Source organism: Promicromonospora iranensis (genome assembly GCF_028994805.1).
In the GTDB taxonomy this organism is placed as follows: Bacteria; Actinomycetota; Actinomycetes; order Actinomycetales; family Cellulomonadaceae; genus Promicromonospora; species Promicromonospora iranensis.
Window position 1 is genome coordinate 21225 of the sequence record NZ_JAJQQP010000014.1, and the last position, 22100, is coordinate 43324.

Here is a 22100-nt window from a genome sequence, read left to right on the forward strand (position 1 = left end):
GGGTAGCATCTATTCCGTACGGCGTACCAAAAAGTTACGGTGAAGCCATGCCCAACCAGCCCGACCCCGTCCTCCGACTCCTGTGGCGCCACGATGCCGGCGAGCCGGAGGGACCTCGGCGCGGCCGCAAGCAGCGGTTGACCGTGGACGACGTCGTCGACGCGGCGATCCGGATAGCCGACCGCGACGGGCTGGCCGGCCTCTCGATGCGACTGCTCGCCACCGACCTCGGGCTCGGCGCCATGAGCCTGTACACCTACGTGCCCGGCCGGGACGAGCTCCTCGCGCTGATGGTGGACCGGGCCCTCGGCCGTCGGGAGCTACCGGCGATGCCGGACGACCTGCCCGACCGCATGGCACTGATCGCGCGCGTCCAGTACGAAGAGCTCCAGGAGCACCCCTGGCTGCTCGAGATCTCGGGGCTGCGGGCCTGGGTGGGCCCCGGCGCGTCCGACCGCTACGAGTGGCAGCTCTCCGGTCTCGAGGGTGTGGGTCTCGACGACATCGAGATGGACCAGACGGTCGCCCTGCTCAGCGGTTTTGTGGGCAGCGTCGTCCAGGCCCAGCAGCGGATCCGGCAGGACGAGCGCACGTCGGGCCTGACCCAGGCCGAGTGGTGGGCGGCGAACGCCGACGAGCTCGACGTGGTGATGGCCGGGCGGGCGTACCCGCTCGCCGGGCGCGTGGGAGCTGCCGCGGGAGAGGCCTACCAGGCGGCCACGGACCCCGCTCGGGAGATGGAGTTCGGCCTTGCACGGATCATCGACGGCCTGATGTCCTACATCGAGGACAAGCAGGCCGCCGAACGCTGACCGCCGCCCGGGCGGCGACCGCACCTGGTCCCGCTCAACCTTTTCCGTGCGCAAATTTCCTTGCCTGGCCGCCGTTCGACGGCAGAGTTTCGATCGGCAAGCCTTGCGGCCACCGAATCATCACCAAACTGATTCCCGCCGGTGAGCACCGAGGCCCGTCGAAGCGATACGGTGATACCCGAGGCGCAAACCCCGCGCCGCGCAACCCGCGCCCTCGCCCTCGAGGCGGTCGGCGCCGTTCTCCCCGGAGGACCCACGTGACGACGACAACGACGTCCACACCCGCAGCACCGCCCAGCTTCGCACCGTCCGGATCGCCCATCGAGGGTTCAGCGCTCGCCACCGCGCACGCGCAGCTCGCCACGGCGGCCGAGATCCTCGGTTACGACGAAGGCCTCCACCGCATGCTCGCGACCCCCCGCCGTGAGATCCACGTCGCGGTGCCGCTTCGCCGCGACTCCGGAGAGACCGTGCTGTTCCACGGTTTCCGCGTGCAGCACAACGTGAGCCTCGGCCCGGGCAAGGGCGGCCTGCGCTACCACCCCTCGGTCGACGTCGACGAGGTGCGGGCGCTGGCCATGTGGATGACCTGGAAGTGTGCGGTGGTCAACCTGCCGTACGGCGGCGCCAAGGGCGGCGTCGCCATCGACCCCCGCGGCTACTCGCAGGCCGAGCTCGAGCGCGTGACCCGGCGGTACACGTCGGAGATCATGCCGATGATCGGCCCCGACACCGACATCATGGCCCCGGACATGGGCACCGACGCCCAGACCATGGCCTGGGTCATGGACACCTACTCGGTCAACCGCGGGTACACGATCCCCGCGGTCGTGACCGGCAAGCCCCTCGCGGTCGGCGGCTCCCTGGGCCGCGGTACCGCCACGTCCGCGGGCATCGTGCACGTCACGTCGGCCGCGCTCGCCGAGGCAGGCATGAGCCTGAGCGATGTGTCCGTCGCCATCCAGGGTTTCGGCAAGGTGGGCTCGCACGCGGCGGCGATCTTCGCAGCGCGCGGCGCGCGCGTCGTCGCGGTGAGCGACCAGTACGGCGGTATCCGTGCCGACGACGGCCTCGACGTGCCCCGGCTCATGGAGCACGTGCGGCGCACGGGTTCCGTGATGGACTTCCCTGACGCGGACCGGGTCTCCAACACCGAGCTGCTCGCGCTCGACGTCGACGTGCTGGTCCCGGCCGCGATCGAAGGTGTGCTCGACGAGACCACGGCCAGCCACGTCAAGGCACGCTGGGTGGTCGAGGGCGCCAACGGCCCCACGACCGAGGCCGGCGACGCGCTGCTCGCGAAGAACGACGTGACGGTGGTCCCGGACGTCCTGGCGAACGCCGGCGGCGTCGTCGTCTCCTACTTCGAGTGGGTCCAGGCGAACCAGACCTACTGGTGGACCGAGTCGGAGATCGCGGACAAGCTGGAGCACCGCATGACCACCGCGTACGCGGAGGTCTCGGCCCTGGCTCAGCGTGAGCACCTGTCCCTGCGGGACGCCGCCCTCGTGATCGGCGTCAAGCGGGTCGCCGAGGCCCACCAGATCCGCGGCCTGTACCCCTGACGGCGTCCGGTGGTCGAGCTTGCCCGGACCTGGAGGGGTCTCGGCAAGCTCGACCAGCGGTGGGGCGGGCGGGCTCGTCTACGCTCTCGGAGTGGACGAACTCGTAGCGCGGCTGCGCGCCGCCGGCTGTGTCTTCGCCGAGGACGAGGCGCGCATCATCACCGAGGCCGCCGACGGTGACGTCGCCCGCCTCGAAGAGCTGGTCGTTGCCCGCGTCGTCGGCCTTCCGCTGGAGCACCTCGTGGGCTGGGCCGAGCTCGACGGCCGCCGCTGGCGGGTATCGCCCGGCGTGTTCGTGCCGCGGCAACGGTCCGAGCTGCTGGTCCGGGAGGCGACCGCGCGCGCGGCCGGCGACGGGGCTGCGACCGGGCCCGTCCTGCTGGTCGACCTGTGCTGCGGCTGCGGCGCGCTCGGCGGGGCGGTCGCGGCCCGCCTCCTGGCAACGGGGCGCGACGTCGAGATCCACGCCGCCGACGTCGATCCCGTGGCTGTGGCCTGCGCCCACGACAACCTCAGGACGCTGGCCGAGAACGCTGCCGCGCACCCGGCCGGCGCGCTCACGGCGCACACCTACGCGGGCGACCTCGCCGATCCCCTCCCGGCTGAGGTGTGGGGCCGCATCGACGTCCTCGTCGCGAACGCGCCGTACGTGCCGACGTCCGCGATCAGCCTGATGCCGCCCGAGGCCCGGGAGCACGAGCCGCATGCGGCACTCGACGGCGGCGACGACGGCCTGGCGATCCTGCGGCGGGTGATCGACCTGGCCCCGAAGCTCCTGCGCCCGGGCGGACACCTGCTCGTGGAGACGGGCGACGGTCAGGTGAGCGCCGCCGTCGGACACCTGGAGGCGGCCGGACTGACGACCACGGTCCTGTCCGACGACGACCTGGGCGCCACGGCCCTGGCCGCCACCCTCCCGCCGAAGTAGTCACCTGGCGATCCCGGGTTAGCTCAGGGGCTGGCGGGACGCCCAGGCCTCCAGGCTCGTGCGCGGGCCCGTGAAGAACGGGATCTCTTCACGCACGTGACGGCGGGCCTCGGTCGCACGCAGGTCGCGCATGAGGTCGACGATGCGGTGCAGCTCGTCGGCCTCGAACGCGAGGATCCACTCGTAGTCACCGAGCGCGAACGCGGAGACCGTGTTGGCGCGGACGTCCTTGTAGCCGGCGGCCGCCATGCCGTGGTCGCGCAGCATGGCGCGGCGCTCGTCCTCGGGCAGCAGGTACCAGTCGTAGGAGCGCACGAACGGGTACACGCAGATGTAGTCGCGCGGCGCCTCGCCCGCGAGGAACGCCGGCACGTGCCCACGGTTGAACTCGGCCGGGCGGTGCAGCGCGGCGACCGACCACACGGGCTCGAGCGAGCGGCCCAGCTCGGACGCGCGCAGGGCCTGGTAGGCGCCCTGCACCGCCTCGATCGAGGACCCGTGGGTCCAGAGCAGGAGGTCGGCGTCGGAGCGCAGCCCGCCCACGTCGTACCAGCCACGGGTCACCAGGTCCCCGACGGTCGCGGCCGGGTCGCTGCCGCCGCCGACGGCCGCCTCGGCGTCGGCCACCACTGCCTTGCGCTCTGCCTCGTCCGCCGGGAGCGTCTCGGTCACGGAGAAGACCGAGAACATCGTGTACCGGATGCCCTCGTTGATGGCGGTGGTGTCGATCTCGTGGCCGGTGTCGCCGTGCACGTGTGCGTCGTTCATGTGTTGCCTCTCGCTCGTGGCCGTCCCGCGGGACTCAGGAGTACAGGTCGGTGCTGCACAGCGCCGGGACGCCGCTCGGCTCGCCGTCCCGGCGCAGGCAGCAGCCCGGGGCGCAGACGGAACGCAGGGCGGGCAGCGAGCCCACGGTCGCCTCGGTGATCTTCTCGTCACGAGCCAGCGCGGCCCGCTCGAGCAGCAGGTCCACGAGACCACGGACGAACGGCTCGCGCGTGCCCACCGTGCCGGCTCGTACCGCCGTCATGCCGAGGTCCTTCGCAGTGGCGAGCGCCTCGGTGTCGAGGTCGTAGGCCACCTCCATGTGGTCCGAGATGAACCCGATCGGAGACAGGACGACGTTGCGCAGCCCGTCGCCCGCGAGGGCCTCCAGGTGGTCGTTGACGTCCGGCTCCAGCCACGGCTGGCTCGGCGGGCCGGAGCGCGAGCAGTACGCCAGGTCCCAGGGCACGTCGTGCCCGAGACGCTCGGTGACCTGCGCGGCGACGACCCGAGCGAGGTCGAGGTGCTGCTCGGAGTACGTGGCGCGCGAGATCCGTGACGCCGCCTCCATCGTGTCCGGGATCGAGTGCGTCACGAACACCAGCCGTGCGTCGGCCCCCGACCCGCCCGCCGCCTCGAGCTCGGCGTAGGCCTCGACGACGGCGTCGATGTTGGCCTGCGCGAAGCCCGGGTGGTTGAAGTAGGAGCGGATCTTGTCGAACTGGACGCCCGTGGACCCCTCAGGGCCGAGCTGTCCGCGCTGCTCCAGCGTGACCGCGAGGTCCTCGCGGTACTGGCGGCAACCGGAGTACGACGAGAAGGCGCTGGTCACCAGCGCGACCGCGCGCTCCGCGCCCAGCTTCTCCAGCTCGTCGACCGCGTCGTGGGTGTACGGCTCCCAGTTGCGGTTGCCCCACACGACGGGCAGGTCGATGCCGCGCTCGGCGAGCTCGGCCTCGAGCGCCGCCTTCAGCGCGAGGTTCTGCTCGTTGATGGGGCTCTTGCCGCCGAACCCGTAGTAGTGCTCGCCCACCTCTTCGAGCCGCTCGTCCGGGATGCCCTTGCCTGCGGTGACGTTGCGCAGGAACGGCACCACGTCCTCCGGCCTGTTCGGGCCACCGAAGGAGTAGAGCAGAAGGGCGTCGTACGGCGCGGCGTCGTGCGCCGCAGGCCGGGGGGAGTTCGCGGGCATGCGCCCATCTTTCCACCGTCGGCGACGCGCGCTCGCCCGGAGCGGGGCGAACGGGACGTGACATCGATGCGACATCCTGTCAGAACCACCCCGGGCGCCCCCGGCTCAGGCCTCGCGTGCCCGGGCGTGCACGTTGCCCCGGTCCAGCCGCTCCCGCAGCCCGGGCAGGACGTCGACCAGGTCCGACGGCGCCGGGCTCCGCGTCACCATCGACAGCCGGACCCGGGACCGGACCGGCGCCGGCACGATGCGATCGCCCGGCGCCGCGTACCAGTGCGCCACCATGTCGGGCACGACGACGGCGCAGCGCCGCTCCCGCGCGGTCCGCACCGCCGACTCCGCCGTGGCCGCTTGCCGGACGTGCGCGCCCAGGTCCGTCAGCCGCTGCAGCAGGACGTCCCGGGACAGGTCGAGCGCGCAGCACACCACCGTCTGTCCGGTATACGGCCGACGACCCTGCCCGCGCTCCGGGGCGCCGTGCGGCAGCAGCGTGACCAGGTCGTGCTGCCCCACCTCCGTGATCACGAGGCCTCGGGCGATCGGCACCTGCTTCGCGATGGTCACGAATGCCGCGTCGAGCGTCCCCCGCTCGACCCACTCCAGCAGCCGCGGGCCGTGCTCCACCTCCGGCTGGACGACCACGTCGTCGAGCAGCACGTCCAGCACGGCGAACAGCGTGCCCGCGAGGCTCGGGATGGTGCCGACCGACACGGTGCGCGACCGGGCGGCCACGAGCGTGCGATCGACGATCGCGCCCAGGTGGTCGAGCACGTGCGCCGCCTGCTCACGGAACTCCTGCCCGGCGGCCGTCGGGCGCGCACCGGTGGTGTCCCGGTCGAACAGGGTGACGCCCACGCGCCGCTCCAGCGCGGCCAGCCGCTGGCTCGCCGAGGGCTGGCTCACCAGCAGCTCGCGCGCGGCGGCGCCGAGGGACCCGTGGCGCGCGACGGCGTCGACCAGCCGGAGATCCTCGACCGTGGGGTATGAGCTCATAGTCCCAGCCTATGTCCGCTCCTGCGAGGCAGGCGTCTACCGGCCGGCCTCGGGCCCGCGCAGGATGACGCTGTGCGTCACCCCCACCTCGTCACCCTGACCGCCACGACCTTCGTCACGTGGACCGGCCAGCGCATCACCGCGGTCGCGCTGCCGCTCGTCGCGCTCGACCAGACGGGCGACGCCTGGACCACGGGCCTCGTCGGCGGCTTCGCGGGCTTGCCGCTGCTCACCTCCGCGTGGTGGGGCCGGAGCCTGCGGTCGCGGCTGGCCTCTGGCCGCGCACTGGCGGTCCTGCTCGCCGTGCAGGTGCTCGGGCTCGCCATGGTGCCCGTGGCGGCGGCCACGGTCGGCGTCGGTGCGGTGGTGCTCTGCGCGACGGGCCTCGTCACCGGCACGACGTCGGCGATGCTCGCGCCGGCGCAGCGCGCCCTGACCGCCGACCTGGCCGAGCTGCCCGGCAACGGGCCGGACGTCGGCGCACGGGCCCTCGCCTGGCAGGACCTTGCGCACCGGTCGTCGATGATCTTCGCGCCACCGCTCGGGGCGTGGCTGCTGGTCGTGTGGGGCGCCGTGCCGCTGCTGTGGTGCGAGGCCGCGGCCGTCGCGCTGGGCGCCGTGGCGATGCTGACGGTGCCGGCAGCCTCGGCGGTCGAGCGCACGCCGTCGGTGGAACCCGACCGACGAAATGAGCCGGCCCCCTCGATCCGCTCGGTGCTGCGCCATCATCCGGACCTGGCCGTCGGCATCGGTCTGGCGGGCATCGGAGGCGTCACGTGGTTCGCCTTCACGCTGGGCCTCACCCTGCTCGGCGCCGAGCTCGACCGGCCCGGCGAGCTGGTCGCGGCCGGCATGGCGGGGTACGGCGCCGCGACGGTCGGCATGTCGTTCGTCGTGCCGCTCGTGGTGCACCGGGTGCCACGCCTTCCCGCGATCATCGTGTCGTGGGTGATGTTCGGACTGGCCTACCTCGCGCTGCCCCTGGTCGCACCCGACCTCCTCGCGGTCGCCCTGGTGTCCGCGGTGGGCGGTACGACCATGCCGTTCGGGATAGCGGCGCTCAACGCGCTGATCGTGGACCGGACGACGGGCGCGGAACGCCGGACCGCGTTCACCGCGGAAACCGTGCTGCACAGCGGCGGTGCCTCGGCGGGACTGCTCGTGGGTGGTGCGGTGATCGGCGCGTTCGGCGCCGGCCCGGTCCTGGTCGCCACCGGGATGGTGCAGGTCGCCGCGGCGGTCGGGGCGGTCCTGTGGCTGCGCGCCCGGCATGCGGCGGACGCACGGCGACCCGCTCGGGACCTGCTGGTCCGGGCCTCGGCAGGCGCGGCCGGTCCGAGCACCGGCAGCGCGGTCACCGGCAGCGAGGTCACCGGCCCCACCGGCAAGGGCCGGACGAGCTAGCGGCGGGCCGCACCGATCAGGCTCGTCACGGCCGCGGCGAGATCGCGCAGTCGCGGTGCGGTGCGAGCGATCAGGTCGTCCAGCTCGACCGGACCGGGCGCTATCGAGAACGCGGCGGCGATACCCGCCGCGCGTGCCTGCGCCTCCGGCAGCAGCACCTGACCGGCCACGACCACCACGGGCGGCCGGGCGGGCGACGCGGCGGCGAGCCGCGCGACGCCGTCGGCCACCTTGCCGTTGACCGACTGGGAGTCGAAGGAGCCCTCCCCCGTGATCACCAGGTCGGCGGAGGCGAGCGCGGCCGGCAGGCCCACCGCCTCGGCCACCAGCACCGCGCCCGGGGTGTTCTCGGCACCGAGCACGGCGATCAGCCCGGCGGGCACACCGCCGGCCGCGCCCGTGCCCGGGAGCTCGGCGACCGCGACGCCCGTCTCCCGCTCCAGGACCTCCGACCAGTGCCGCAGCGCGTCGTCGAGGAACTCCACCGCTCCGTCGCGTGCGCCCTTCTGCGGCCCGAACACCTGCGCCGCACCGTGCTCGCCCACCAGGGGGTTCGTGACGTCGACGGCGAGCCGCCAGCGCACCTCGCGCGCCCGCGGGTGCAGCCCGGAGAGGTCGAGGGAGGCGACGGAGGCCAGCCCTTCCCCGCCGTCGGGCACCTGCCGACCCTCTGCGTCGAGGAGGCGGGCACCCAGCCCGGTCAGGATGCCCGAGCCGCCGTCCGTGGAGGCGGAGCCGCCCAGGCAGAGCAGGATCTCGTCGACGCCCGCGTCGAGCGCAGCTTGCGCGACGTCCCCGGTGCCGCGGGTGCTCGCGTGCAACGGCTGCAGCGGCGCGTCGGACACCCCCGGCAGGCCGCTGGCCTCGGCCAGCTCGACCACGGCGGTGCGCCCGTCGGGCGATACCGCCCAGCGGGCCGGCGCCGGCCTGCCGATCGCGTCGACGGTCGCGGTGACCAGCGCCTCGGCGCCCCAGACCTCGAGCAGCGCGTCGAGCGTTCCCTCACCGCCGTCGGCCATGGGCAGGCGGATGACGACGGCGTCCGGGGCGGCGTCCAGCACCCCGTCGGCGATCGCGGACGCGACCTCGGCAGCGGACAGGCTGCCCTTGAACGAGTCGGGACAGACAACGACGTGCAGCGGCTCCACGCGCTGATCGTAGGCGGTCGAGGCGGTCAGTCGGAGAGGATTTCGGCCACTGGAACCACGTTCGCACCGAACGCCTCGGCCACACCCGCGCTGGTGATGTGCCCGGCGTGCGTGCTGAGGCCGTGGGCGAGCGCCGGATCGGCCCGCAGTGTGTCCCGCCAGCCCTTGTCCGCGAGCGACGCGACGTACGGCAGGGTCGCGTTCGTCAGGGCCCGGGTCGCCGTCACGGGGACGGCGCCGGGCATGTTCGCGACGCAGTAGTAGAGCGTGTCGTGCACGGCGAAGGTCGGGGCGTCGTGCGTGGTGGGGTGCGAGTGCTCGAAGCAGCCGCCCTGGTCGATCGCGATGTCGACGAGCACGGCACCGGGCTTCATGGCCTTGACCATGGCGTCGGTCACGAGCTTGGGCGCCGCGGCGCCGGGGATCAGGACCGAGCCGATGACCAGGTCGGCGGTCTCGATCTGTTCGGCGACCTCGTACGTCGTGGACGCGCGCGTGGCGAGCGCCCCGCCGAACTGCACCTCCAGCTGACGCAGCCGCGGGATGGAGATGTCCAGGATGGTGACGTCGGCGCCCATGCCGAGCGCGTTGGCCGCCGCGTGCTCGCCGGCCACACCGCCCCCGATGACGACGACCTTGGCCTTGGGCGTGCCGGCCACCCCGCCCATCAGCACGCCCGCGCCGCCCTGGGGCCGCATCAGGTGGTAGGCGCCCACCTGCGTGGACAGCCGTCCGGCGACCTCGCTCATGGGGCTGAGCAGCGGCAGGGAGCGGTCGGGCAGCTGGACGGTCTCGTATGCGATGGCGGTGGTGCCGGCCGCGAGCAGCGCGTCGGTGCACGCCCTGGACGCCGCGAGGTGGAGGTAGGTGAAGAGGGTCAGGTCGGGCCGCATCAGTGCGTACTCGGGCTCTATGGGCTCCTTGACCTTGACCAGCAGGTCGACGGTGCCCCACACCTCCTCGGCGGTGGCGGCGATCTGCGCACCGGCGAGCCGGTAGGCATCGTCGTCGAAGCCGGATCCCTGCCCTGCGCCGGCCTGCACCAGCACGTCGTGGCCGCGGCGGACCAGCTCGTGGGTGCCGGCGGGCGTGAGCGCGACCCGGCTCTCGTTGTTCTTGATCTCCGTGGGGACGCCGACGTTCATAAGGTGACGGTAATCACGGTGCGGTGTGCGGGTCCAGGCCGCGTTGCCGAATAGAATGTTCGGCAGTTGTGCACAAGAATGGGTGAATGCTCAACCCCTGGCGACTGCGCCTTCTGCACCAGCTGCACCTTCTCGGCACCGTTCGGGCCGTCGCCGACGCGGCCCACATGAGCCCGTCGAGCGTGTCCCAGCAGCTCGCGACGCTGGAGACCGAGTCGAAGGCACAGCTCTTCGAACGGGTCGGACGGCGCATCCGGCTGACCCCTGCCGGCGTCACGCTCGCGGGCCACGCCTCCGACATCCTCGACCGGATCGCCGCGGCGGAGGCCGACATCGCGGGCCTGCACTCCGAGGCCACCGGCGTGGTGCGGCTGGCCGCGTTCACCAGCGCCTTCCACGGCATCGTGGTGCCTGCCGTCGCCGGCCTCGCCGAGGAGCACCCGCGCATCACGGTGGAGCTCACCGAGGCGGAACCCCTGGTCAGCCGCCCTGCGCTGCAGCGCGGCGAGGTGGACGTCGCCGTCTGCGCCGACTTCCCGGACGCGCCGGTCCCGCCCGACGCCGACCTCACCCGCCTACCGCTGACCGGCGACCGCGTGGTGCTCGTGACGGCCCGGGACACACCCACCGGCGAGCGGTCGGGCCGGGTCGACCTGGCCGCTCTCGCGGACGAGCCCTGGGCGTTCGAGCATCCCGGCGCCCACCTGGCCGACCTCGCCGAACGGCTCTGCCGCCGCGCCGGCTTCACACCACGGACAGTTGCCCGGTTCGAGAGCCACGGCACGCTGCTCAGCCACGTCGAGGCAGGGCTGTCGGTCACACTGCTGCCGCTGCTCGCCGTCCACGACCGGTATGCGGTGCGCACGCTGGACCTCATCGACCCACCCCGCCGGGACATCCACCTCGTGGCCCGCCGCACCACCATGGACCGGGCGGCGGTCCGCGTGGTCGTGGAGGCACTCCGTCACCAGGCCCGATCGGCCTGAGGCGTCGTCAGAAGTCGTCGATGTCCGCCTGAGCGGCGCGCAGCGCTTCCGTCAGCTCGCGCAGCCGGGCGAGATCCTCCGCGTCCATCGCGGGAGCCACGTAGTGCGCTATCGACCGCACGTGGCGGCGACCGAGCTCCTTCTGGGTGGCCGAGCCCTCGTCGGTGAGGCTCACCAGCACACCCCGCCCGTCGTCCGGCGAGGGATGCCTGCGCACCAGGCCGCGCTTCTCGAGCCGCTCCACCATGCGCGACAGCGAGGACTGGGCCATGAGGATGTTCTCGTTGAGCTCACGCAGCCGCAGCGTCTCCCCCGGAGCAAGAGCGAGAGTGAACAGCACGTCGTACTCCCGCATGCTCAGATCGCCCCAGATGTCGTCCGCCAGGAGCCGGCGCATCACCGTCACCTGGGCGCGGAACAGCGACTCCCACGCTTCGGCGGCCTCGCGAGCCGACGGCGCACGTCGCTCAGTCATCAGCGCCCCCCTCGTCATCCACGGCACGCTACCTGACTGAACTTTCGCTTACCTACCTGGGCAGGTGGTGGCGAATTTCACCATGTCGAATATCGGCGACAGAGGCGTCGTGACCCCCACGGGCGACACGTCCTCACCGTCCGAGACGGCGCTCCCGGAGCGAGAAGTCGCGCAGCGCGCGCAGGAAGTCGACGCGCCGGAACGCGGGCCAGTACGCCTCGCAGAAATAGAACTCGGTGTGCTGGCTCTGCCACATCAGGAACCCGCCGATGCGCTGCTCCCCCGAGGTCCGGATGACCAGCTCCGGGTCCGGCTGCCCCTTCGTGTACAGGTGCTCCGCGATGTGCTCGACGTCTATGGACTCGGCAAGGTCCGCGAGCGTGGCCCCGTCCTTCGCGCGCTCGGTGAGGTAGGAGCGGACGGCGTCGGCGATCTCCGTGCGGCCGCCGTACCCGATCGCGACGTTGACCTGGAGGCCCTTCACGCCCGCCGTGCGGTCAGCCGCCGAGCGCAGCGCGCCGGCCAGGCGGGCGGGCAGCAGGTCGAGCCGGCCGATGACGCGCAGGCGCCAGCGGCCCGACTCCGCGAGATCCGACACGGCGTCCTCGATGATGTCGAGGAGATTGCTCAGCTCCCCGGCCGACCGGCTCAGGTTGTCCGTGGACAGCATCCACAGCGTGACGACCTCGATGCCCAGCGACTCGGCCCAGCCCAGGAACTCGGTGATCTTGTCGGCGCCGCGCCGGTGTCCGGTCGCCGCCGTCTCGCCGAAGGAACGCGCCCAGCGGCGATTGCCGTCGAGCATCACGCCGATGTGCCGGGGCAGCGTCGCGCCGTGCAGGGCGGACGCGAGGCGGCGCTCGTAGAGGCTGTACAGCGGGCTGGGCAGGCGCACGAATACCTCAGTGGGTCCGGGCCGTGGACCGCGAGACGCGGTCCGCACGGCAGCTCTGGCGGCCGGATCGACACCCGGCAGGACGTGGACAAAGGTACCCCCCGAACACGCGCGTTCCCGCGCACGGGGACCCTTCCGGGACGCCTGGCGGGCGACTCCCGCCAACCCGGCGCAGGATCTTCACAAGGCCCTTGTCACGGGGGCGGCCAGCCAACCTACGCTAGAGTAAGTTACGCAACCGTAGGTAGCGTCCTGCTCTGCGGACGCCGGTTGCCGAACGAAGAGGAGAGCAGCGTGCGAGCACCCACGGACGAGCCCGACAACTCGGCCGGCCGCTCGGACGAGGACACGAGCAAGCTCACCGACAGGCTCGACGACGTGCGGGACCGGGCTGACGACGTCGTGCAGGACATCTCCGACTCGGTGTCGAACACCGTCGAGAAGGTCGAGCAGAAGATCAAGCCCCGCCTGCGCGGCTGGATCCACGCGGGGACGTTCCCGCTGGCCCTCGTGGCGAGCGTCGTCCTGATCGTGCTCGCCCCGACCGTGCCGGGCAAGATCTCCGCGTCCGTCTTCGGCCTGAGCGCCTGCCTGCTGTTCGGCGTCTCCGCGGTGTACCACCGCGGCAACTGGTCACCCCGGGCCGACGCCGTCCTCCGCCGCCTCGACCACACGAACATCTTCCTCATCATCGCGGGCACCTACACGCCGCTCGCGGTCCTGCTCCTGCCCCGCGACCAGGGGACGGTGCTGCTCTGGCTGGTGTGGAGCGGCGCGCTCCTCGGACTGCTGGCCCGGGTCTTCTGGCTCCACGCCCCCCGCTGGGTCTACGTGCCGGTCTACCTCGCGCTCGGCTGGGTCGCCGTCGCGTACATGGGCCAGTTCTGGACCACCGGCGGTCCGGCCATCGTCTGGCTCATCCTCGCGGGCGGCCTCGCCTACACGGTCGGCGCCATCGTCTACGGCACCAAGAAGCCCGACCCGAGCCCCGCCTGGTTCGGCTTCCACGAGATCTTCCACGTGCTCACCGTGGTCGGCTTCGTCTGCCACCTGGTCGCGATCTACCTGGCCAACCTCGCGATCTGACCGCCCGGCGAAACCGCCCGGCGGTGCCCTGTGAGCGCTCAGGCGCCGGTGGGCACCACCGTGTAGCGCCGGTTCGCCAGCGACGGGTTCGTCCGGCGGACCGCTGCGAGCGGGGCGGGGTCCAGGTCGACGGTGCGGTACGCCTGCTCCTCACCCATCTCCAGACCCACGGCTCCGTCCGGCCCGACGAGGAGCGTGCGCCCCGTGACGCCCTTTCCCGTCATGCCGACGCCGATCACCACCGCGGTGTTCTCGATCGCCCGCGCCCGGAGCAGCGTGCGCCAGTGGTCGGCCTTGAGCGGGCCTGCGACCCAGGCGGCCGGGTAGACGAGCACGTCGGCGCCGGCGTCGACCACACGGCGGGCCGACTCCGGGAACCGTAGGTCGTAGCAGGTCAGCACCCCGAAAGTGAGCCCGCCCAGGCGCAGCGTGACCGGCTCCGCATCGGCGGGGCCCGGCTCGAGCAGGTCCGACTCCTGGTACCCGAACGCGTCGTACAGGTGCACCTTGCGGTAGACACCCGCGAGCTCGCCGGCGCCGTCGACGACGATCAGGGCGTTCACCGCGCGGACCCCGTCCGAGCCGGGCAGCGTGACGCCGGCGATCACGGCGAGCTCATGCTTGCGCGCCCTGGCCCGCAAGAGCGTGACGAACGGTCCGTCGAGCGGCTCCGCGTGCTCCGGCCCGACGCCGTGCGGGTCGTAGCCGGAGGCGTACTCCGGCAGTACGAGGAGGTCGGCCTTGGCCCGCGCCGCCACCTGGAACGCGTCGAGCACGGTCTGGCGGTTGGCGCCGTGGTCGTCGGTGACGGCCACCTGGGCGACCGTCACGCGGACCGCTTCGGCTGCGCTGACCCGCTCGGCCTGATCAGTCACCCGAGCCGCCGCTGTCCCCGCCCGAGGAACCACTACCGCCGGACGACGAGCTGCCGGCGTCGGTCGGCGCGGAGGTGCCGACCGCGTCAGAGGTACTCGCGTCGTCGGGCTCCTTGGAGCCGTCGTGCGCCGTGCCGCCTGCCGCGTCCGACCGGCGGAAGCTGACGACCTGCGGCGCCGGGACCGGCAAACCCTGCTGGCGGGCGTTGTGGCCTGTCTGACGCAGGTGCTTGCTCATGTTCAGGAACAGCAGCACGCACGCGAGCGCCAGCGCGAAGGTGACGACGAAGCCGATGAGCCCCGGCGAGACCTGCCACTCCTCCAGGCCGGGGCGGAGCGTGCCCTCGGTGGGGTTCGGTGACGGGTCGGACGTGAGAGCGATCGCGCCGGCTACCAGCGGGTTCATGCGGGGACCTCCGACCGGACGCCCTCGAACAGGTCCTCCTCGTACTCGCCGGTCGCGCGCTCGGGCAGCGGCACACGGGACTCCGCGATCTCGTACTCGTCCCACGGCCACACGTCGATCTCGAGGTCGCGCGGCACGGCGAAGAAGAAGCCCTGGGGGTCGATCTGCGAGGCGTGCGCCATCAGGGCGGCGTCCCGGTTCGAGAAGTAGTCGGCGACCGGGACCAGGGTGGTCACCTGGCGCTCCGGGATCTCGCGGGCGTCGCGCGACTCGACCCAGTCACCGAAGGGTGACTCGAGGCCTGCGCCCTCCATCGCCTCGTGCACCGCGCGGATGCGCTTCATCGAGAAGCCATGGTTGTAGTAGAGCTTGAGCGGCTCCCACGGCTCCCCCGTACCGGGGTAGCGGTCCGGGTCGCCCGCCGCGGCGAACGCCTCGAACGACACCTCGTGGCACTTGATGTGGTCGGGGTGCGGGTAGCCACCCGACGGGTCGTACGTGGTGATCACGTGCGGGCGGAACGCGCGGACCGCCTGGACCAGCGGCGCCGCGGCCTCCTCCAGCGGGACCAGCGCGAAGCAGCCCTCGGGGAGCGGGGGCAGCGGGTCGCCCTCGGGCAGACCCGAGTCCACGAAGCCCAGCCACTGCTGACGCACCCCCAGCGCCTCGGCCGCCTGGGCCATCTCCCGCCGGCGCACCGCGCGGCGGCCCTCGACCGAGTCGAACTCGTGGCCCGCGGGCACCTCGAACGACGGGTTCAGGATGTCGCCCCGTTCGCCCCCGGTGCACGTCACGACGAGGACCTCCACCCCCTCGGCGGCGTAGCGGGCCATCGTCGCGGCCCCCTTGCTCGACTCGTCGTCCGGGTGCGCGTGCACCGCCATCAGACGGAGCGGCTCGCGCTCGGGTACGGACACTGGGTCCTCCTGTGTGGGATGAGGCTGCGTGGGATGACTACTGGGACAATCACTCACATGGACCATGATGGTCCAGGGACAATCTTGCTACGAACCACTGACACCCCGAACCGAGCGAGCTGTGATGACCGACCCAGACCCCGCCGCCCCGACCGGCACCGAGCCCGTGCCGGCACCGAGCCTCGCCGAGCGCTACGGCCGCGCCCGGCCCGGGTCGCAGCAGGCAGCGGCACAGCCCGGCGAGGGCGACCCGTGGGACGAGGCGGACGGCGTCCGACCTCGTCCGAAGCTCTCGGTGGGCGCCCGGATCGCGGTCGCCGCTGCGCTGGCCGCCGGCGTCGCGATCGCCGCGTGGTTCACGATCGCCGACACCCAGCGCGATCCCGTGACCTTCACCGACGTCGGGTTCTCGGTGACGAGCGCCGAAGCGACGGACGTCACGTTCGAGGTGAGCAAGCCGCCGGGGACCGAGGTCGTGTGCACGGTGACCGCGCTGAGCCCGAGCTTCGCGGAGGTCGGCGCGGTCGACGTCGAGGTGGGCCCGGACGCGGCGCGCACGACACGCCACACGGTGACCGTCGCCACGACGGAGCTCGCGACGACCGGTGTCGTCGACCACTGTGAGCTGCGCTGAGACCGAGCTCCCCGAACAAGTACGTCGTCCGCTCAGAGCGGAAACAGGGATTGTCTTGGCAAGTCTTTCCCGGGAATTGGTATTCTCGTCGTTTCACACGCTGTGTTGACCGGCTGGCGCGCGTGCCCGATCCGTTCCGTCGGCCGGGACCGCGCGCTGTCGTAACTGTGGCTCGATCGAGCAACGACGAAAGGAGAGCCCCCGTGGCCGACGCTTCTGTCACCTGGCTCACCCAGGAGGCGCACGACAAGCTCAAGGCTGAGCTGGAGTATCTCTCCGGCCCTCACCGGGCGGAGATCACCGAGCGCATCGCGGCTGCCCGCGACGAGGGCGACCTCAAGGAGAACGGCGGGTACCACGCCGCGCGCGAGGAGCAGGGGAAGAACGAGGCGCGGATCCTTGAGCTCACCGAGAAGCTCCGTAACGTCCAGGTCGGCACCCCCGCGGACGACGGCAAGGTCGAGCCGGGCATGGTCGTGACCGCGATCGTCGCCGGCGACGAGATGAACTTCCTTTTCGGCTCGCGCGAGATGGCGGGGTCCACGGAGCTCGACGTCTACTCGCCGACGTCGCCGCTGGGCGCAGCGATCGACGGCAAGTCGATCGGCACGAAGACGACCTACCACGCGCCGAACGGGCGCGACATCCCCGTGGAGATCACGGGGGCGAAGCCCTTCCAGGGCTGAGCCGCAGGCTCGGGCCGTGCCCGGAGAGCCTGATCGCAGCGCAGAACGACGGGCCTGTCAGACGGCCGGTTCACCCAGGTGACCGGAGTGTCCGGCAGGCCCGTCGGCATGCCCGAGCTCCGCGAGCCGGCGCTGCAGGAACCTGCGGTCGCCCTCCCGGTCCACCTGCTCGAGCGCACGCCGGTACTCCACCGCGGCCTCGGCCGGCCGGCCCGCGCGCCGCAGCAGGTCCGCCCGCGACGCAGGGAGCAGGTGGTACGCCGCCAGCTCGGGTGCTGACGCGACGTCGTCGAGCACGGCCAGGCCCGCGTCGGGCCCGCGTGACATCCCCACCGCCACCGCCCGGTTGAGCGCCACCACCGGCGAGCGCGTCATACCCGCCAGCACGTCGTAGAGGGCTTCGATCTCGGCCCAGTCCGTGGCGTCGGCCGACTCCGCCCGGGCGTGCAGCGCCGCGATCGCCGCCTGCACCTGGTACGGCCCGGCACGGCGTGTTGCGAGCGCGTCGTCGAGCACCGCCAGTCCCTCGGCGATCTCGTCGAGCCGCCACAGTGACCTGTCCTGTTCCTCGAGCGTGCGCGGCGCCACCTCGGTCTCGGCACCCTCCCGTGCCCGGCGCCGTGCGTGCTGGAGCAGCAGCAGGGCGAGCAGCCCGCGTGCCTCCGGCTCGTCGGGCAGGAGGCGCGCGACGAGCCGGGCGACGCGGACCGCGTCGTCGGCCAGGGCACGGCGAGCCGCGGCCCCGGCGACGTCGTCGGCGGGCTCCGCCCAGGCGTCGTAGCCCTCGGTGAACAGGACGTACAGCACGGCCAGGACCGCCGAGACGCGCTCGTGCAGCAGCTCGGGCGGCGGCACCCGGAACGCGATGCCTGCAGTCCGGATCTTGCGCTTGGCCCGGGTCAGGCGCTGGGCCATCGTCGTCTCGGGCACCAGGAACGCTCGCGCGACCTGCGCCGTCGTCATGCCGGTGAGGGACCGGAGCGTGAGCGCGACCCGGCCCTCCAGCGGCAGCGCGGGGTGACAGCAGGTGAAGACGAGGCGCAGCAGGTCGCCGTCGGGGTCCTGCGTCCCGACGGCGGCCCAGCCGTCACCGGGGCCGACGGCGCCGTCCACGGCGTCGGCCCCGGGATCGCCGGCAGCCGGGGCGAGCCGCTCGGTCAGTCGCGCCGCGACCGCCACCTTCTCCGTCTCGACCTTGCGACGGCGCAGCCGGTCCAGCGCGCGGTTGCGCGCGGTGGTGGTCAGCCACGCCCCGGGACGTACGGGCACGCCGTCCCGCTCCCAGGTCCGCAGCGCGACCGCGAACGCCTCCTGCGCGCAGTCCTCCGCGAGGGCGAGGTCACCGGTGCTGCGGGCGACGGCTGCGAGCACGCGGCCCCACTCCTCGCGGAACGCGGTGGTGACCGCCTGCCCGACGTCGGTCACCCCTCGGCCTCGGCGCCCTCATCGAGGTCGAGCGGCCAGAACGGGCGCAGCTCGATCGCCCCGGTGTGTGCCATCGGGTGGGCGGCCGCGATCCGGATGGCCTCGTCGAGGTCCGGCGCCTCCAGGACGTCGAAACCTGCGATCACCTCTTTGGTCTCGGTGAACGGGCCGTCGGTGACGACCACCTCGCCGGTACGGACCTGCACGCCGACGGCGTCGGCAGGCGGGCGCAGCCGGTCGCCGATGACCGCCCGTCCCGTGCCGTAGATGTCCCGCACCCAGTCCTCGATGTCGGGCACGTTCTCCGTGGACGCAGGTGCGTCGGGTGTGGACAGGACGAGCATGAGATAGCGCATGGTGTGCTCCCTTCCGGGGCAGCCCCCGGGTCATGGTCCCGCGACCGGGCGGCCGCGTCACTCCGACGACGAACGGGAACGCGCCCGCACGACACCCGCACGACACTCAGTTCGCGACGACCTCGTAGCCCTCGGACTCCAGCCGCTCGACGACAGCGGCCCGGTGCTCGGTGCCCTTGGTCTCGAGCTGCAGGTTGACCCGCACCTCGGACACCGCCAGCGAGACGTCGGTCCGTGTGTGGTCGACGGCCACGATGTTGGCCCCCGCCGCGGCGATCGTCTCCACGAGCCGGGCGAGCGCACCGGGCTTGTCCATCAGCCGCACCTGCAGCTTCAGGTACCGGCCGGCCGCGACCAGGCCGTGCTGCACCACGCGCAGCAGCACCAAGGGGTCGATGTTCCCGCCCGACAGCACAGCGACGACCGGCCCCTTGAACGCTCCGGGGCCGGCGGACATGATGCCGGCGACGGCGGCCGCGCCGGCCGGCTCGACCATCAGCTTCGAGCGCTCGAGCACCGCGAGCAGAGCCCGCGAGAGCTGGCCCTCGGTGACGGTCCGGACCTCGACGCCCTCCTTCTGCACGATCCCGAACGGCACGTCGCCCGGCAGCCCCACGGCGATACCGTCAGCCATGGTGGAGCCGAGCGTGCCCGCCAGCGGCTTGCCGGCCTTCAGGGAGCCCGGGTAGGCCGCGGCCGACGCCGCCTGCACGCCCACCACCTTCACGTGCGGTGCCGTCTCGGCCAGCACGGCGGCGATCCCGGCCACCAGGCCGCCACCGCCCAGCGGCACGACGACGGTGCCGACGTCCGGCACCTGCTCGAGGATCTCCAGGGCGATGGTGCCCTGGCCCGCCACGACGTCCACATGGTCGAACGGGTGGATGAGCACCCGGCCGGAGCGGGCGGCCTCGACACGTGCGGCGGCGAGCGCCTCGTCCACCGACGAGCCCACCATCCGCACCTCCGCCCCGTACCCGCGGGTCGCGGCGACCTTGGGCAGCGCCGCGTCGACCGGCATGTAGACGACGGTGTCGATCCCCAGCATGCCTGCGGCGACCGCCACGCCTTGCGCGTGGTTCCCGGCCGAGGCCGCGACGACTCCGCGCTCGCGCTCAGCGGCCGACAGGCGTGCGAGCCGCACGTACGCGCCGCGCACCTTGAACGAGCCGGCACGCTGCAGGTTCTCGCACTTGAGCAGCACCTTTGTACCGGCGATGGTGGACAGCGCGCGGCTCTCGGTGATGGGCGTACGGGTGATGACGCCGTCGAGCATCTCTGCGGCGGCGCGGGCGTCGTCGGCGGTCACCGTGAGGTGGCCGCCGTAGGACTCCAGGTCGAACGGATCCAAGGGCACAGCGCGCATGTTGCCCGACTACGCCCTCGGATGCACGTTCAGTGCTTCTGATCGCCCTCTGAAGGATCGCGGTCCTCGGCGACGCCGACGTCCGTGACCGCGGCTTCGGCCACCACGCCGGGCGTACGGCGCAGCCGGAGCGGGATCGGTGGCGCGTCGGCGGCACGCCACCGGATCGGGAGCGCGTCCTCGTCCCCGAGCTCCGGGAACTTGTCGTGCCCGTTGAGGTAGAGGATCACGGTGTTCAGCACGGCCGCGAGCGGCACCGCGAACAGGGCGCCGACGATGCCGGCGGCGTACGACCCGGCGGCCACGGCGAGGATCACGGCGACGGGGTGCAGCGAGACGGCCTGACCCATGAGGAACGGCTGCAGCGCGTGCGACTCGATCTGCTGCACCAGCAGCACCACACCGAGCATGATGAGGGCGGCCACCCAGCCGTTCGACACGAGCACCACGACGACGGCGATGGCTCCCGTGACGATGGCACCGACCACCGGCACGAACGAACCGACGAACACGAGGATGCTGATCGGCAGGGCGAGCGACGGCACGAAGAACACGGCGCCGATCCCGATACCGACCGCGTCCACGGCGGCGACGAGGATCTGGGTGCGGGTGTAGGCGGCGAGCGTGACGGCGCCGCGGCGACCGGCCTGGTTGACCCGCTCCCGGGAGGACCGCGGCAGCAGGCCGACGATCCACGTCCAGATGCCTCGCGGGTCGTGCAGGAAGAAGAACGTGCAGAACAGCGCGATCAGCGCGCCGACCAGCACGCTGCCCGCGGTGGCGGCGGCACCCAGGGCGCCGCTCACGATCGCGGCCTGCTGCGCCTCGAGCTGGTCGAGGATGTCCTGGCTGTAGCTCTGCAGCTGCTCCTCGAGCCCGAACTGCGACGAGAGCTGCGTCCAGAGCTCGTTGAAGCCGCTGATGGCCTGCGCCGTCAGGTCGGCGAACCCGTTCGCGATCGACTGGCCGGCCAGGGTGATCAGGCCGGCGACCACCACGATCAGGCCGACCAGGGAGAGCCCGGCGGACAACCCGCGCGGCAGGCGCAGCCGCTCGTTCAGCAGGCGGCGCACCGGCGTCAGCATGATGGTGAGCAGCAGCGCGACCGCCACCGGGATCACGATCGACTTCAGGAGCGTGAGGAGCCAGAGCGCGGCGGCGACGAACGCGCCGATGAGGAGCATCCGCCACGACCAGGAGGCAGCGGCCCGGATCGTTGGCGGGACCGCACCTGACTCGTCGGTCGGCGGCGCGGTGGTCTGGCTGGACGTCACGCTTGTCTCCTCGGTCTGCGACACGGATACGACCCTAGGGGAGCACACCGGCACGCCGCTGGCCTGCTCACGCGCCGCACCAAAAGTGCACCGCCCGCTCACGGGTCCGACATGTCTCGAACGCGGCGCGGGTGCCGCTCTCGCGAGCCGTCCCGGCAGCCGAGGTCAGGCCTCCAGCTTCCGCTTCTGCGGGTACACCGTCTCGCCGCGCTCCAGCATCTCGACGAACTTGGTGACGTTGCGGGCGCGGGTCTCCGCCTTCTTGCCGCTGGTGACCCGGAACAGGATCGCGAACCGGTTCTGGGCGGTGAGGATCTCGAACATCGCCGCGGCACGCGGGCTCGCCGCGAGCGCCTCTGCGAGGTCGGGCGGCACCTCGAAGTTGCTGTTGACCTCGTAGGCGGCTTCCCAGCGCCCGTCGGCTCTCGCCTTGTCGATCTCCTCCTGACCCCGGGGACGTATCCGCCCCTCGGCGATCAGGCGCTCCACGATGCGGACGTTCCGCGCGGACCACCGGCTGCGCGGCCGGCGGGGGCAGTACCGCTGCAGGGTGGTCGTGTCGTCGCGACTGCGCGCCTGGGCGTCGATCCAGCCGCTGCACAGCGCCTCGTCGAGCGCCTGGTCGCGGGTCAGCGTGGTCGGAGAGTCCTTGCCCTTCCTCGCGAGGATCAGCCAGACGCCGTTCGCCGTCGACTCGTTCTCGTCGAGCCAGGCCCGCCACGCCGCGACGTCCGGGATCAGGAGCTCGGGATCGGTCTCAGCCATGG

The 22100-nt window shown here is 72.5% G+C and carries 23 protein-coding genes; 8 read left to right on the forward strand and 15 right to left on the reverse strand.

The genetic code is table 11. The features are described from left to right. The first annotated feature begins 47 nt into the window (after positions 1–47). The 3 genes from LUM46_RS21590 to LUM46_RS21600 all read left to right on the forward strand — a co-directional run bounded on the left by LUM46_RS21590 (position 48) and on the right by LUM46_RS21600 (position 3305). On the forward strand, positions 48–812 hold the full coding sequence (locus LUM46_RS21590) for a TetR/AcrR family transcriptional regulator (protein ID WP_274996850.1): 765 nt from the start codon (positions 48–50) through the stop codon (positions 810–812). Positions 813–1069: 257 nt separating this feature from the next. Continuing rightward, a complete protein-coding gene (locus LUM46_RS21595) occupies positions 1070–2377 on the forward strand; it encodes a Glu/Leu/Phe/Val family dehydrogenase (RefSeq protein WP_274996852.1) in 1308 nt (435 codons plus the stop codon). A gap of 91 nt (positions 2378–2468) precedes the next feature. Further along, positions 2469–3305, forward strand: coding sequence for a putative protein N(5)-glutamine methyltransferase (locus LUM46_RS21600; RefSeq protein WP_274996853.1), 837 nt, complete (start codon positions 2469–2471; stop codon positions 3303–3305). 18 nt (positions 3306–3323) lie between these two features. On the opposite strand, the gene hemQ is transcribed toward LUM46_RS21600, so the two are convergent. From hemQ to LUM46_RS21615, 3 genes are all read right to left on the reverse strand, one after another. After that, complete coding sequence (gene hemQ, locus LUM46_RS21605; protein WP_274996856.1) at positions 3324–4073, reverse strand: hydrogen peroxide-dependent heme synthase; 750 nt, start codon at positions 4071–4073, stop codon at positions 3324–3326. A gap of 34 nt (positions 4074–4107) precedes the next feature. Next, positions 4108–5262, reverse strand: a complete 1155-nt coding sequence (locus LUM46_RS21610) for a ferrochelatase (RefSeq protein ID WP_274996858.1) — start codon at positions 5260–5262, stop codon at positions 4108–4110. A 105-nt stretch (positions 5263–5367) separates the two neighbouring features. Further along, positions 5368–6255 (reverse strand): LysR family transcriptional regulator, encoded by an 888-nt coding sequence (locus LUM46_RS21615; protein ID WP_274996860.1) that lies wholly within the window; start codon positions 6253–6255, stop codon positions 5368–5370. Positions 6256–6327: 72 nt separating this feature from the next. Here LUM46_RS21615 and LUM46_RS21620 point away from each other — a divergent pair, with 72 nt between their 5' ends. Next, the gene (locus LUM46_RS21620) at positions 6328–7659 is read left to right on the forward strand and encodes an MFS transporter (RefSeq protein WP_274996864.1); all 1332 of its coding nucleotides are present in this window, start codon (positions 6328–6330) and stop codon (positions 7657–7659) included. Here LUM46_RS21620 and LUM46_RS21625 read toward each other — a convergent pair. Both LUM46_RS21625 and ald read right to left on the reverse strand, forming a co-directional pair. After that, positions 7656–8807, reverse strand: a complete 1152-nt coding sequence (locus LUM46_RS21625; protein WP_274996866.1) for a glycerate kinase — start codon at positions 8805–8807, stop codon at positions 7656–7658. The genes LUM46_RS21620 and LUM46_RS21625 overlap by 4 nt on opposite strands. A 26-nt stretch (positions 8808–8833) precedes the next feature. Next, positions 8834–9952 (reverse strand): alanine dehydrogenase, encoded by a 1119-nt coding sequence (gene ald / locus LUM46_RS21630; protein WP_274996868.1) that lies wholly within the window; start codon positions 9950–9952, stop codon positions 8834–8836. An 86-nt stretch (positions 9953–10038) separates the two neighbouring features. Between ald and LUM46_RS21635 the strand changes: the two genes are divergently transcribed. Continuing rightward, positions 10039–10938 (forward strand): LysR family transcriptional regulator, encoded by a 900-nt coding sequence (locus LUM46_RS21635; protein ID WP_274996870.1) that lies wholly within the window; start codon positions 10039–10041, stop codon positions 10936–10938. A 7-nt stretch (positions 10939–10945) separates the two neighbouring features. Here LUM46_RS21635 and LUM46_RS21640 read toward each other — a convergent pair whose 3' ends face one another. Continuing rightward, on the reverse strand, positions 10946–11413 hold the full coding sequence (locus LUM46_RS21640) for a MarR family winged helix-turn-helix transcriptional regulator (RefSeq protein WP_274996872.1): 468 nt from the start codon (positions 11411–11413) through the stop codon (positions 10946–10948). Positions 11414–11546: 133 nt separating this feature from the next. After that, a complete protein-coding gene (locus tag LUM46_RS21645; RefSeq protein WP_274996875.1) occupies positions 11547–12308 on the reverse strand; it encodes an isoprenyl transferase in 762 nt (253 codons plus the stop codon). A 402-nt stretch (positions 12309–12710) separates the two neighbouring features. On the opposite strand from LUM46_RS21645, the gene trhA reads away from it, so the two are divergent. After that, a complete protein-coding gene (gene trhA / locus LUM46_RS21650; RefSeq protein WP_274997151.1) occupies positions 12711–13394 on the forward strand; it encodes a PAQR family membrane homeostasis protein TrhA in 684 nt (227 codons plus the stop codon). A 38-nt stretch (positions 13395–13432) separates the two neighbouring features. Here trhA and LUM46_RS21655 read toward each other — a convergent pair whose 3' ends face one another. From LUM46_RS21655 to mca, 3 genes are read right to left on the reverse strand one after another with little or no spacing between them, the layout of a single operon-like run. Continuing rightward, entirely contained in the window at positions 13433–14269 is an 837-nt protein-coding gene (locus LUM46_RS21655) for a carbon-nitrogen hydrolase family protein (protein ID WP_274996878.1), read from the reverse strand. Further along, positions 14262–14675: a hypothetical protein gene (locus tag LUM46_RS21660; RefSeq protein ID WP_274996880.1), complete on the reverse strand. Its 414-nt coding sequence runs from the start codon at positions 14673–14675 to the stop codon at positions 14262–14264. Before LUM46_RS21660 ends, LUM46_RS21655 begins: the two co-directional genes overlap by 8 nt. Further along, positions 14672–15559 (reverse strand): mycothiol conjugate amidase Mca, encoded by an 888-nt coding sequence (mca, locus tag LUM46_RS21665; RefSeq protein ID WP_274997154.1) that lies wholly within the window; start codon positions 15557–15559, stop codon positions 14672–14674. The genes LUM46_RS21660 and mca overlap by 4 nt, the downstream gene beginning before the upstream one ends. Before the next feature lie 157 nt (positions 15560–15716). Between mca and LUM46_RS21670 the strand changes: the two genes are divergently transcribed. Together LUM46_RS21670 and greA are read left to right on the forward strand one after the other, a co-directional pair. Beyond that, positions 15717–16226 (forward strand): DUF4307 domain-containing protein, encoded by a 510-nt coding sequence (locus tag LUM46_RS21670; RefSeq protein ID WP_274996882.1) that lies wholly within the window; start codon positions 15717–15719, stop codon positions 16224–16226. A gap of 203 nt (positions 16227–16429) precedes the next feature. Continuing rightward, complete coding sequence (greA, locus tag LUM46_RS21675; RefSeq protein WP_274996884.1) at positions 16430–16912, forward strand: transcription elongation factor GreA; 483 nt, start codon at positions 16430–16432, stop codon at positions 16910–16912. A 57-nt stretch (positions 16913–16969) separates the two neighbouring features. Here greA and LUM46_RS21680 read toward each other — a convergent pair whose 3' ends face one another. The 5 genes from LUM46_RS21680 to LUM46_RS21700 form a co-directional block, all read right to left on the reverse strand. Further along, a complete protein-coding gene (locus LUM46_RS21680; RefSeq protein WP_274996886.1) occupies positions 16970–18337 on the reverse strand; it encodes an RNA polymerase sigma factor in 1368 nt (455 codons plus the stop codon). Then, positions 18334–18693 carry a YciI family protein gene (locus LUM46_RS21685; protein WP_274996889.1) on the reverse strand — a complete coding sequence of 120 codons (360 nt, stop codon included), beginning with the start codon at positions 18691–18693 and terminating at the stop codon, positions 18334–18336. The genes LUM46_RS21680 and LUM46_RS21685 overlap by 4 nt, the downstream gene beginning before the upstream one ends. Before the next feature lie 106 nt (positions 18694–18799). After that, positions 18800–20059 carry a threonine ammonia-lyase gene (gene ilvA, locus LUM46_RS21690; RefSeq protein ID WP_274996891.1) on the reverse strand — a complete coding sequence of 420 codons (1260 nt, stop codon included), beginning with the start codon at positions 20057–20059 and terminating at the stop codon, positions 18800–18802. 29 nt (positions 20060–20088) lie between these two features. Beyond that, positions 20089–21333: an AI-2E family transporter gene (locus tag LUM46_RS21695; RefSeq protein ID WP_310243077.1), complete on the reverse strand. Its 1245-nt coding sequence runs from the start codon at positions 21331–21333 to the stop codon at positions 20089–20091. 165 nt (positions 21334–21498) lie between these two features. After that, positions 21499–22098: a YdeI/OmpD-associated family protein gene (locus tag LUM46_RS21700; protein WP_274996892.1), complete on the reverse strand. Its 600-nt coding sequence runs from the start codon at positions 22096–22098 to the stop codon at positions 21499–21501. Between the last annotated feature and the right edge of the window lie 2 nt (positions 22099–22100).

What these genes read in the sequence shown, in the direction of transcription:
- LUM46_RS21640 (WP_274996872.1), bottom strand. Translation starts at nt 11,413, where the DNA reads ATGACTGAGCGACGTGCGCCGTCGGCTCGCGAGGCCGCCGAAGCGTGG.
- LUM46_RS21670 (WP_274996882.1), top strand. Translation starts at nt 15,717, where the DNA reads ATGACCGACCCAGACCCCGCCGCCCCGACCGGCACCGAGCCCGTGCCG.
- LUM46_RS21615 (WP_274996860.1), bottom strand. Translation starts at nt 6,255, where the DNA reads ATGAGCTCATACCCCACGGTCGAGGATCTCCGGCTGGTCGACGCCGTC.
- LUM46_RS21660 (WP_274996880.1), bottom strand. Translation starts at nt 14,675, where the DNA reads ATGAACCCGCTGGTAGCCGGCGCGATCGCTCTCACGTCCGACCCGTCA.
- LUM46_RS21685 (WP_274996889.1), bottom strand. Translation starts at nt 18,693, where the DNA reads ATGCGCTATCTCATGCTCGTCCTGTCCACACCCGACGCACCTGCGTCC.
- mca (WP_274997154.1), bottom strand. Translation starts at nt 15,559, where the DNA reads ATGGCGGTGCACGCGCACCCGGACGACGAGTCGAGCAAGGGGGCCGCG.
- ald (WP_274996868.1), bottom strand. Translation starts at nt 9,952, where the DNA reads ATGAACGTCGGCGTCCCCACGGAGATCAAGAACAACGAGAGCCGGGTC.
- LUM46_RS21590 (WP_274996850.1), top strand. Translation starts at nt 48, where the DNA reads ATGCCCAACCAGCCCGACCCCGTCCTCCGACTCCTGTGGCGCCACGAT.
- ilvA (WP_274996891.1), bottom strand. Translation starts at nt 20,059, where the DNA reads ATGCGCGCTGTGCCCTTGGATCCGTTCGACCTGGAGTCCTACGGCGGC.
- LUM46_RS21700 (WP_274996892.1), bottom strand. Translation starts at nt 22,098, where the DNA reads ATGGCTGAGACCGATCCCGAGCTCCTGATCCCGGACGTCGCGGCGTGG.
- LUM46_RS21635 (WP_274996870.1), top strand. Translation starts at nt 10,039, where the DNA reads ATGCTCAACCCCTGGCGACTGCGCCTTCTGCACCAGCTGCACCTTCTC.
- hemQ (WP_274996856.1), bottom strand. Translation starts at nt 4,073, where the DNA reads ATGAACGACGCACACGTGCACGGCGACACCGGCCACGAGATCGACACC.
- LUM46_RS21610 (WP_274996858.1), bottom strand. Translation starts at nt 5,262, where the DNA reads ATGCCCGCGAACTCCCCCCGGCCTGCGGCGCACGACGCCGCGCCGTAC.